Source organism: Caballeronia glebae, assembly GCF_001545035.1.
Lineage (GTDB): Bacteria > Pseudomonadota > Gammaproteobacteria > Burkholderiales > Burkholderiaceae > Caballeronia > Caballeronia glebae.
Map to the genome: position 1 here is coordinate 64,218 of NZ_FCOJ02000040.1, position 10,677 is coordinate 74,894.

General features: G+C 65.0%; 12 protein-coding genes and 1 pseudogene. 7 read left to right on the forward strand and 6 right to left on the reverse strand.

Annotation, left to right across the window (positions count from 1 at the left end):
* Positions 1 to 65: 65 nt before the first annotated feature.
* The gene (locus AWB82_RS24330) at positions 66 to 803 is read left to right on the forward strand and encodes a metallophosphoesterase (RefSeq protein ID WP_086971787.1); all 738 of its coding nucleotides are present in this window, start codon (positions 66 to 68) and stop codon (positions 801 to 803) included.
* Between the two features lie 91 nt (positions 804 to 894).
* Positions 895 to 2,214, forward strand: a complete 1,320-nt coding sequence (locus AWB82_RS24335) for a DNA topoisomerase IB (RefSeq protein WP_086971814.1) — start codon at positions 895 to 897, stop codon at positions 2,212 to 2,214.
* 22 nt (positions 2,215 to 2,236) lie between these two features.
* Here the strand turns inward: AWB82_RS24335 and AWB82_RS24340 are convergent, their stop codons facing one another.
* The 3 genes from AWB82_RS24340 to AWB82_RS24350 all read right to left on the reverse strand — a co-directional run bounded on the left by AWB82_RS24340 (position 2,237) and on the right by AWB82_RS24350 (position 3,771).
* Complete coding sequence (locus AWB82_RS24340) at positions 2,237 to 2,968, reverse strand: RES family NAD+ phosphorylase (RefSeq protein WP_086971789.1); 732 nt, start codon at positions 2,966 to 2,968, stop codon at positions 2,237 to 2,239.
* On the reverse strand, positions 2,968 to 3,405 hold the full coding sequence (locus tag AWB82_RS24345; RefSeq protein WP_086971791.1) for an MbcA/ParS/Xre antitoxin family protein: 438 nt from the start codon (positions 3,403 to 3,405) through the stop codon (positions 2,968 to 2,970). Before AWB82_RS24345 ends, AWB82_RS24340 begins: the two co-directional genes overlap by 1 nt.
* Before the next feature lie 93 nt (positions 3,406 to 3,498).
* A complete protein-coding gene (locus AWB82_RS24350) occupies positions 3,499 to 3,771 on the reverse strand; it encodes a DUF2866 domain-containing protein (protein WP_086971793.1) in 273 nt (90 codons plus the stop codon).
* Between the two features lie 276 nt (positions 3,772 to 4,047).
* On the opposite strand from AWB82_RS24350, the gene AWB82_RS24355 reads away from it, so the two are divergent.
* Both AWB82_RS24355 and AWB82_RS24360 read left to right on the forward strand, forming a co-directional pair.
* The gene (locus AWB82_RS24355; protein WP_086971795.1) at positions 4,048 to 4,272 is read left to right on the forward strand and encodes a hypothetical protein; all 225 of its coding nucleotides are present in this window, start codon (positions 4,048 to 4,050) and stop codon (positions 4,270 to 4,272) included.
* A 17-nt stretch (positions 4,273 to 4,289) separates the two neighbouring features.
* Complete coding sequence (locus tag AWB82_RS24360; RefSeq protein ID WP_086971797.1) at positions 4,290 to 4,598, forward strand: hypothetical protein; 309 nt, start codon at positions 4,290 to 4,292, stop codon at positions 4,596 to 4,598.
* Positions 4,599 to 4,685: 87 nt separating this feature from the next.
* On the opposite strand, the gene AWB82_RS24365 is transcribed toward AWB82_RS24360, so the two are convergent.
* Positions 4,686 to 4,844: a DUF3309 family protein gene (locus AWB82_RS24365; protein WP_086971801.1), complete on the reverse strand. Its 159-nt coding sequence runs from the start codon at positions 4,842 to 4,844 to the stop codon at positions 4,686 to 4,688.
* Between the two features lie 326 nt (positions 4,845 to 5,170).
* Complete coding sequence (locus AWB82_RS24370) at positions 5,171 to 6,757, reverse strand: inorganic phosphate transporter (protein ID WP_086971803.1); 1,587 nt, start codon at positions 6,755 to 6,757, stop codon at positions 5,171 to 5,173.
* Between the two features lie 181 nt (positions 6,758 to 6,938).
* Here AWB82_RS24370 and AWB82_RS24375 point away from each other — a divergent pair, with 181 nt between their 5' ends.
* Entirely contained in the window at positions 6,939 to 8,450 is a 1,512-nt protein-coding gene (locus AWB82_RS24375) for a CHAD domain-containing protein (protein WP_086971806.1), read from the forward strand.
* A 44-nt stretch (positions 8,451 to 8,494) separates the two neighbouring features.
* A complete protein-coding gene (locus AWB82_RS24380) occupies positions 8,495 to 9,319 on the forward strand; it encodes a TOBE domain-containing protein (protein WP_086971808.1) in 825 nt (274 codons plus the stop codon).
* Between the two features lie 45 nt (positions 9,320 to 9,364).
* On the opposite strand, the gene AWB82_RS24385 is transcribed toward AWB82_RS24380, so the two are convergent.
* Entirely contained in the window at positions 9,365 to 10,051 is a 687-nt protein-coding gene (locus tag AWB82_RS24385) for a phosphatase PAP2 family protein (protein ID WP_086971810.1), read from the reverse strand.
* Positions 10,052 to 10,381: 330 nt separating this feature from the next.
* Between AWB82_RS24385 and AWB82_RS24390 the strand changes: the two are divergent.
* Positions 10,382 to 10,677, forward strand: a pseudogene (locus AWB82_RS24390) (esterase); the annotation flags it as partial.

The window sequence follows — 10,677 nt, forward strand, 5'->3', positions numbered from 1 at the left end:
GCGACTTGCTTGCATAAGCGATCCAACCCGCACACAGCGTCATTGACGAGCGCTATCATCGGCGCATGAATGGTCCTACCTATCCTATCGTCTGCAGGCATCCCGCCAATGATCTCGGCCGCGATTTCGTGGTCGGCGATCTGCATGGTTGCGTCGATGCGCTGCGCTATCTTCTGCGCGAAATCGGCTTCGATGGCGCGCGGGACAGGCTGTTCTCCGTCGGCGATCTGGTCGATCGTGGCACGGACTCGCTCGCGGCCGTCGATCTGATCGACAAGCCGTGGTTCTATCCGGTGCTCGGCAATCACGAAGATGCGCTGATTTCGGTCGCGACCGGCACGATGCGCCGTCAGTCGTGGTACGCGATCGGTGGCGCGTGGGCCGAGACGGTCCCCGACGACCAGCTCGCCGCGCTCGCCGCACGGCTCGTGACGCTGCCGCTCGTGCGCATCGTCGGCGAGGGCGAGCGGCGCTTCAACGTGCTGCACGCGGAGTTTTTCGGCAACGACGCCGAACTCGACGCCGGCGATTTCCACGAAGACGTGCGCAACCAGATTCTGTGGGGCCGCGGCCTCGCGCTCGGTCACGCGGACCCGGCGCAGCAATTCGGACTGTCGCCCACTTACTGCGGACATACGCCGACGCGTGCCGTGAAGCAGATCGGCTCGCAGATTTACATCGATACTTGCGCGTTCGCACCGGAAGGCCGGCTCACGATCGTGCAGGCCGGCACCGACGAGCGCTGGTCCGTGAAGGAACGCTGGGCTTCGTCCGAAGGCGCGCGCGAACTCGCGTTGCCCTGACTTTCGCGCGCGTGCGGCTAATCCGGCACGCACGTTGCTCGTTTCGCCATCAATCGAAGACGAATCGAAGACGAATCAGGCGAGGCGCACCGTGGCAAGAATCGGAACGAACAACGAGACGGGCGGCGGGGCCAGCGACCGCCTCACGGCCGAGGTGCAGGGCTGCCCGGAGGACTTGCCGCCGGGATTGCGCTACGTCGACGATTCACGGCGCGGCTACACGCGCGAATGGATCGACGGCGCGTTCGCATACTTCAACACGCAGGGCAAGCGCATCGCCGACGAAGCCGAGATCCGCCGCATCAACGCACTCGCCATTCCGCCCGCCTACACGAACGTCTGGATCTGCCCCGACGCGCGCGGCCATCTTCAGGCGACCGGGCGCGATGCGCGCGGGCGCAAGCAATATCGCTATCACCCGCAATGGCGCGAAACCCGCGACGCCAACAAGTACGAACGCATGCTCGCGTTTTCCGCGGTGCTTCCGAAACTGCGCTCACGCGTCACGCGCGATCTTTCGCTCGACGGCATGCCTCGCGACAAGGTGCTCGCGACCGTTGTGCGTCTGCTCGACACGACGCTCATCCGCGTCGGCAGCGAGGAGTACGCGCGCGAAAACCGCTCTTACGGGCTGACGACGCTGAGAAAGCGCCATCTGAAAGTGACGGCGGGGACGTTGCGGTTCAGGTTTCGCGGCAAGAGCGGCATCGAGCACGATGTCGCGGTGAGCGACGCGCGGGTCGCGCGCATCGTCAAACGCTGCATGGATCTGCCGGGCCAGGATCTCTTCCAGTATCTCGACGACGACGGCGTGCACCATTCGGTTTCTTCGTCCGATATCAACGAGTATCTGCACGAGATCACCGGCGCGGATTTCACGGCGAAAGACTATCGCACGTGGGCCGGCAGCGTATTCGCGCTCGCCGCGCTCAGAAAGCTGAAATGGGAGACGGTGACGGAGGCGCGCAAGCATGTCGTCGGTACGGTGAAAGAGGTCGCGCAACTGCTGCGCAACACGCCCGCCGTGTGCCGCAAATGTTATGTGCATCCGGCCGTGATCGAGGCGTTCGAAGCGGGCGAACTCGCCGAGTCGATGCCCGCGTCGCGCCGTCACGGGCTCAAGACCGACGAGGCCGCGCTCGCCATCTTTCTCGACAAGGACGCGAAACGCCGCACGCGCGAGGCGGCGCGCAAGAACCGCAAAGGCGCGGCGCCGAGCGACGCGGGCCTCACCCGGCTGCTCGGCGAATCGAGCCGCAAGGCGCGCGCCGGCGCGCTGAAGTCGAGCGGCAAGAATGCGGCGTCGCAGGCGCTGGAGCAGGTCGGGAAGAAGCCGGCGAGAAAGGCGGCGCGCCCGGCGTCGAAGAAGCTTGCGCGCGTGCGCACCCAAACGGCGGTGGCGATCGGCTGAAGCGGGGGAAACGTTTGCCCGCTTAGCCGACCTGATTCAGCTCGAACACGTAATCGATCGTCTCGCCATTCCAGTTGTATTCGAGATACGCCGCGTGCCGGCAGTCGCGCAGCATCGTCGTGCGCAGGGCGGCGAGGCATTCGCCTTGCGGATCGCGCACCGACCGGTAAGCGATCCCGGGCGCGCCCGCCGCGCGCACCGCGCGTCCGAGCGCCGTGCCCGGACCGTAGTCGTCCGGTGCGAGAATGCGCGGATCGAGGCCCGCCTGCGCGATCGCGTCGCCGCGTAAATCGACGACATCGCCGTGCGCCATCACCGTGTAGAGACGCATCTGCTGGCGCAGCGGCGCTTCGTTCGTCGCGGCGAGAAAGAGTCCCGAGTGATAGCGCGTTTCCGCGATTGCCGTCTGCCGTTCCCGCGCGCAATAGAACACGCCGTAGCTGCCGTCCGAGAAGCGGCTGCCGCTCGGGTTCAGATGCGTGAACGCGGCCATGATCGGCCCGCAGCCCGGCCCGAAGCAGCGTTCCTCGGCCGGCACGAGATCGAGTTCGCCGATTTCGGTGCGCAGGCGGTCATTGGTCATCGCTTCGAGTGCGTAGAGCGCTTCGAAATCCAGCGGCGACGCCACGCGATCGAAGAGATTGACGGCCGGAAAGCGCGTGGGAATCACGCGATACGCCGGCGACCAGTGGAGCAGGCTGTGCGGCCATCGTTCGCGCCAGTTTGGTATGTCCTTGCCGAATGCGATTCCCATCACGCCCAGCCGCCTCGCATCGCGTCGAGGTATTGGCGCACGGCGACGAGATCGCTGATATTGCCCGCCAGCAGCCGATCGAGCGCCGGACGGCCACCGAAGGGCGGCGCGGCGTTGGGGCGGCGAATCCAGGTATCGGCGGCTTTCGGATCGGGCAGGAGGATTTGCAGCGCCTTGTAGATGCCGAGAATCAGCGAAAGGCGCTCCAGCGTGTCGCGCGCGAGGCGGGCGGATTCGGGGTCCTGCTTCCACTTGAAATAAGTGGAGCGCCCGGGCGAGCCGAGCAGCGTGATCTGCTCTTCGGCCGATAGCTCCCAGTCGCGGGAAATATTGAAGAAGGCGCGCAGGCCGGCGGCGGATAGATCGCTCGAATCCAGCGCCGGGCGCGGCACCGGGCGGCCGGCCGGCGTATGTTCGGCGCGTGCGGCGTTGGACATGTCGTTAAGTCTCCAAAGGAACTGGTTTTGTATATTAGTCCACATTTGGATTAATGCAAGCGCGGCATGCGCATTTCGACTCGAAGCGCCGGATCACTCTTCGTCGTCGGTCGGGCCATAGCGACGGCCCGGCACGTGGGTTTTGAGCGCATCGGCGATTTGCGAGGGCGTGCAATCGGCGGGAAACACGCGGCGCTGCACGCGCTGATCGTTCTTCTGCACCCATTCGACCATTCGATACGGCGCGCCCCACGGCGGTTCGACCGGCAGAGACAGACGGCATTGCCGCAGGGTGAGCGCGTATTGCTTGCGCAGCGTGGGCGCGAGATTGGCGAAGCTTTGGCGCATAGCGGTGTTGGCTGGCATGGCACATTCCTCACGGTGATGGTTCGGCCGTCCGGTGCGGACGGCGGCAATGGAGCCGGATCGCGAGACGAGTGTGTCGGGAGAGAATTAAGGCTGACTTAATCGCGGACTACGCTGCAGCGAGGCGCGGCAAAATACCGCTTCGCTGCGACGAGAGCGGCCCGATGCGCCGGTCAAGAGGCGCTTCGGCATTTTCACCACGCCGCGCGCCGCTTGTTTGCCGCGGCGTCAGCTTACTGTATATTCGTACAGCTTGTGCGCCACAGGAGCTTGCCGATGAACCCACGCAACGATCCGCTCGAAGCCGCCGCGCTCGAACGTTTCATGCGCGCGACACGCGCGGTCAACGCGGCGTTCGACGCCACGCGCGGCGAGCCCGATTCCGGGCGTGACGGGCGCTCCGTCGCCCTCTCGATCGAGCGTCTTGACGCCGCGTTGCACGAACTGGAAACATCCGAGCAGACGCTCGACGCCATCCTCTCGCGCAGAGCGGGCCACTAACCGTTGGAGCGAATCACTTGAAGCGCGTATTCCTGATCGTCGTTCTCCTGATCGGCTCGTCTTCGCTTTTTGCGGCCGAACGCTACACGGAAGTCTGGAATCCTCCCGAAGTGCAGTCCGTCAAGGGCAAGAGCAAGACGCACGCGGCCACGCAGACCGCGGCCAAGAAAAAGCGCAAGAGCGCCACCACGGTGAAGCAGGTCGCCGACAAAACCGCGATCGAGCAACCGCCGGTCACGGCGCGTCCGAAGGCATCGTCGCCGAAGCAGGCCGAACCGGTCATTCCGCGCAAGATCGAACCGAACGGGCAAGTGATGCGCGTTTAGATTAGGCAGCAGTCGCGATCGACAAAAAAGGGGCGCCCCGACGGAGCGCCCCTTTTTCCTTGCGCGGCTGAATGCAGCCGCGCGGCATCACAACCGACCCATCAGCAATAGAACGATCACGACGATCAGCACGACGCCGACGATCCCGCTCGGCCCGTAGCCCCAGCTGCGACTATGCGGCCAGGAAGGAATGGCGCCGATCAAGATCAGGATCAGGATGATCAGCAGTATGGTTCCGATAGTCATTCGACTTCTCCTTATTCAAATAATCGCGTAGCGAATCGGCGTCCGGCGCAGCCTCCCAACTGTCATCGACAGTCATGCGCCGGGGAGCGGCGGTTCGTGACCGCCGGCACGATCCGTTTGCGATCGGCGACAGCAATTTAGCAATGGTTGTGCCAGCTGCCATGAAAGCCCATGGCGCAAGGCGTTGCGCTTAGCGAGAGGGCGCGCGCCTGAGCAGACGATTGTCGAAAAGGAGAGGCGAAACGAGGCGGGGCGGGCAAAACTTGCACGGCGCGCGAAAGCCTGCGCAGGGATTTCGCGCGCCGCTCGGGAAGGCGCGAATCAGGTCAGAAGATGCCGCGGAACACCCAGAACAGCAAACCCGCGAGCGCGATCGACACCGGCAGCGTCAGGATCCACGCGAGCGCGAGGCTGCGCACCGTGCGCCACTGCAGGCCGGAGCCGTTCGCGGCCATCGTGCCCGCGACGCCCGACGACAGCACGTGCGTCGTGCTGACGGGCAGGCCGTAGGCATCGGCGGCGCCGATAGTCAGCATCGCGACCAGTTCCGCCGACGCGCCTTGCCCATATGTCAGATGCGTTTTGCCGATGCGCTCGCCGACCGTCACGACGATGCGCTTCCAGCCGACCATCGTGCCGAGACCCAGCGCCACGGCGACCGCGACCTTCACCCACGTCGGGATGAACTTGGTCGCGTGGTCGAGCTGCTTCTTGTAGTTGTCGAGCACGGCGTCGTCGTCCGTGGAAAACGCGGGCGCTTTCTGCTTCTCCATGATGCGCAGCGCCTCCGACGCGATGTACATCTCATTGCGCACGTTCCGGACGTTGCCTTGCGGCACATTGGCGATGGTCTCGCTCGGGCCGACCTGCGAATCGATCGAGTCGACCACGCTCTTCAGCGACGCGATCGTATCCGGCGCGAGCGTCTTCGTCTGCACGTATTGTTCGACCTGGCCGCGCGCGTCGGCGGCGGGCGCGGCGCCATTGCTATAGCGCTGCAACACCTCGGACGCGCTGTGGCTCACCGCGAGGAAGGTCTGGGTTTCGTCCGCCGTCACCGCCTTGTTCAGCGCGTAGGCGGTCGGCACGGTGCCGATCAGGATCAGCATGATGAGTCCCATGCCCTTCTGGCCGTCGTTCGAGCCGTGCGCGAACGACACGCCCGTGCAGGTCAGGATCAGCAGACAGCGGATCCAGAACGGCGGCGGCGCGTTCTTCTCGGGTTCCTTGTAGAGCGCGGGCACGCGCACGACGAGCTTCAGCACATAGAGCAGGAAGCCCGCGAAAATGAAGCCGACGATCGGCGAAAACAGCAGCGACTTTCCGACCGATACCGCCTGGCTCCAGTCGACGCCCGACGTGCCGTTCGTGCCGTGCAGCATCTGGTTCATGAGGCCGACGCCGATCACCGAGCCGATCAACGTATGCGAACTCGACGAAGGAAGGCCGAGCGCCCACGTGCCGAGATTCCAGATGATCGCCGCGATCAGCAGCGCGAAGACCATTGCGAAGCCCTGCGAGCTGCCCACGCCGAGGATCAACTCCACCGGCAGCAGTTGCAGAATGCCGAACGCGACCGCGCCGCTCGAAATCAGCACGCCGATGAAATTCCATGCGCCCGACCAGACAACCGCTAAGTTTGGCGTCAAAGAGTGCGTGTAAATTACAGTGGCGACGGCGTTCGCGGTGTCATGGAAACCGTTGACGAATTCGAAGCCGAGCGCGATCAGAAGCGCGACGCCGAGCAGGATGTACGGAAACACCGACGATTCGCGCACCGGCGCAAGATCTTCGAGCAGATGCAGGACGCAATACACCGCGCCCGCGCCGATGGCGAGCAGGAAGAGCAACAGCGCGAGGCGCTGCCCGAGCGTGCGGCCCGCCTGGGATTGAGGAAAGGCAATCTGGTTCATGAACGCGTCCTTGGGGCTGGTCTTGCGCGAGGTCGTATCGGAAGTCGAAAAAACAGACGAGAAGCGTTTCGGAAGCTCAAATGACCATGTTTCCCGGCGCGTGTGTCGATTTCATGAATCGGGGAAGGACATTCGTTTCGTATGAATTGACGGGCGGCGCGAGACCGCTCCTGGAGACTCCATGACGGTGTGGATCGAGGTGACGCTGCAATCGCATCGGCCGGACGGCGAATCGCTCGGCCCGCTCGCGGACGAAGTGCAGCGCATCGCTGCGTTCGCGGACGTGGCACCCGTCCGGACGCGCTTCTCGACGCGCGAAATCCAGACAGAAACGCCGGGATGGCGGCTTTCGGTCGAAACGCTGGAGGGCGCGCGCACGCTGTGCGCCGTGCAGAACAGGAGCGCGCCGATGCCCGGCTTTACGCGTTACCGGACCTTCGCGCGGCCTGCGGGCGCGGATCTGTCGGCGTCGGTGATCGAATTCGCGCAAGCCGACGATGCGCTCGCCGAACCGCTCGCGAAAGCGCATCGGCATGTCGGGCCGGAAAGTGCCATGACGCTCGAAAGCGGCGGCGAGGCGGCGGATGTGCCTGCGCCAGAGCGCGAGGTCGAGCGCATCGAATGGCGCGTCGCTGCCGATGGCGCGGACATCCTCGCGTCGCTCGAAATATCGGAAGGACAACTGCCGATGCTGCGACTCGCGGCGCCCGCGGTGAACGGCGCGCTGGACGCCGTGTTCAGACTCGCTGGCGAGGTGATCGACGCCGCGCCGTTTTTCATCGCGCCGGACGACGAGCACGAATCGCAGGCCGAACCGGTGCATGCCGCGAAACTCGATTTGCCGCGCACGGCGACGCGCCGCGAGGCGTTCGTCGCGATTGCCGCGTCCGTGGCCGGGCAGTGGTTCGGCAACGCGGTCGCCTCACGCGCCGGTCTCGGCGACGAGCACGTGCACCAGTTGCGCGTCGCGCAGCGTCGGTTGAAGACGCTGCTGAAGCTCTTTCGCGATGATGTCGACGACGCCTGGAACACGCGCATCGCGCCCGATCTGAAATGGTTCGGCGACCTGCTCGCCGATGCGCGCGACTGGGACGTCTTCACCGACAAGACGCTGCCCGTGTACGCCGAATCGGACGCCGCCGCCGCGCGCTGGCAGCCCGTCATCGCCGCCGCGAATGTGAAGCGCCGCGTCGCGCGCGACAAGGTGCGCGACGCGCTGACGTCGAAGCGCCATGCGCGTTTGACGCTCGCGTTCGTCGAATGGCTCGCGCGGTTTGCATCGCAGGAAGACGCGTCGCCGATGCGCTTCGTCAGCTTCGCCGAGAAACGCATCCGCCGCGATTACCAACGTATCGCGCGCGTGCCCGATCTCGTGTCGCTCGCGGCGCACGAGCGTCATCGCGTGCGCATCCACGCGAAGCGGTTGCGCTATGCGCTCGAATTTTTCCGCTCGGTGACGTCGCGGCGCACGCGCAAGGACACCGCGAAACTGCTCGGCGAATTGCAGACGGCGCTCGGCGAAGCCAACGATGCGGCCGTCGCCGCCGATCGGCTCGCGGCGCTTCCCGAAGCCAGCGATTATCAGCGCGGTTTCGCGCGGGCGTGGGGCGCGGCGTCGGCGCGCAAGGACGCGCAGGAAGGCGAGCGGCTGCTTCGTTCGATGCATCGTCCGCGTGTGAAGGCGTCGATATAATGCGTCACGCGTTCATTGTTTCAGCACGATCCCAGAGGCGATAGATGAGTAAAACAGCACCGTCGAAGGTGCGCGATCCGCTGGAACTCGGTGGCTCCGTATGGCTGAAAAGCGGCACGGAAACCCTCGGCGGCGCGGCGCGCATCGCACTTCTGGCCGCGATTCGCGACTCGGGATCGATCACCGCCGCGGCGAAGGCGGTCGGCATGAGCTACAAGGCCGCGTGGGACGCGGTCGATGCCATGAACAACCTTGCTGGCGAGCCGCTCGTGACGAGCGCGACCGGCGGCAAGGGCGGCGGCGGCACGAGGCTCACGCCGTCCGCGCGGCGTCTCATCGACACGTATCGCGCGATCGAAAGCGAGCATCGAAAATTTCTGGAACGGGCGGGCGCGGCCATCGAAGGCTTCGCCCATGACTGGCAGCTGATCGGGAGACTAGGAATGAAAACAAGCGCACGCAATCAGCTGGCCGGCAAGGTGACGAAGGTCACGCGCGGTGCCGTCAACGACGAAATCGAGCTCGGCTTGCCCGGCGGCCAGACGATCGTCGCGGTCGTCACGCACGAGAGCACGCAGTCGCTGGGGCTGAAGGAAGGCGGCGACGCATTCGCGCTCATCAAGGCTTCGTGGGTCATGCTGATGGAAGACACGAACGCGAAGCTGTCGGCGCGCAATCAGTTGCGCGGCACGGTTGCCAGTGTGACGAAGGGCGCGGTGAACGCGGAAGTGTCGTTGTCGCTCGACGGCGGCACGACCATCACCGCGATCGTCACCAATCAGAGCGTGGACACGCTCGGCCTCGCGCAAGGTCAGAAGGCCGTCGCGGTGATCAAGGCATCGAGCGTGATTATTGGCGTGAACGACTAAGGGTGTGAACGACTAAGATTTTATGCGGCAGGCGCGGCGGCCGTGTCAGGCGGCCGCGCGTTCGTCGGGCGACAGTTCGGTGCGGCGCTCCGGCGCGCGAAACGCCTTGGACTTCCAGCTCGCCCGCACATAAGGACGCTCGTGGCCCGAAAGTCCGAGCGCGATCTCCGTAATCCAGTGCTGCGTCGGCACAGGCATGCCGTGCAGCGCCACGACGACCGCCGCGAGACTCGCGGCCACGGGCGTCGGCGCGAGCTTGCCGGACTCGGCCCGCCACGCGAACCACACGAACGCGAGCGCGACAGCCGCGCCGAGCGCGCAACCCGCCACCACTTCCGATACCGAATGTGCGTCGAGCACGACGCGCGACACGCCGACCCACACGCCCAGCAGCAAGCCGAACGCGACGCCGAGAGCACGAATTGTGCCGCGCGCTGGCAGCAGCGCAACGAAAATCGCGACGGGCAGGACCGCCGTGGACATCAGCGCATGTCCGCTGATGCCGGTGAAATCGAGATGGCGCACGCCGATGCCCCAGCCGATGAAAGCGATCTTGCTCAACGCGACGAGGCTGCTCGCCGCGCCGAGTAGCGCGAGCCATGCGCCTGCATATTTCCAGCGATATCCGACGGCGAGCCATGCGGCGACGATGAGCGCCACCGGTCCCATGACGCCGACGCTGCCGAGCGCGGTCACGGAGATCCAGGTGGAAACGGGTAAGTCCACGTTCATTGGTTTTCTTGGGAATGAGGGTTGCTGCAGTGCAGTGGCGGACGAGGTCGTTTGACCGACGAAAGTGCTTCGACACGCTGCCGCAAATCCACACCAGTATAACGGTTGGGAAGATACTGAATTATGCGGCATGGTTCCGACCAGGATGACGGTTACATCGCGTAACTTTCGTTTAATTTTGACTATTTTCTTGAATTACCGTTAATTCATACCGGATATCCGAGTCTTGCACTTAGGTCGCCCGGACGTTTTGGTGTTATTGTGCAATGCACAACGCGGCGCGTTTTTTCGTCGCACCATCCCATTGCATGTAGTCGAGGACCCAGCCGAATGCCCAAAAGCCTAACCAAACTCTGGTTGCGCGGCTTGAGACGCCTGGTCGCCGGCCAAGTCGAAGCGATCCGCCCGCCGAAGCCCCGCGCGGCGGCCAAACCCGCGCGCGTGAAGACCGTCAAATCGAAACTGAAATCGGGCGCGGCGGCCAAACCGACCGCGGCGCCCCGCTCCAGCGCGCGTCCCGCGTCGCGCGAATCGCGCGTGAGTCCGCGCGCGTCGGCGTGGGCGCGCGGAAAGTGGGCGCGCTCGTATCACTCCGCGCCGCCGACGACCGGCCGCTTCATCAATCA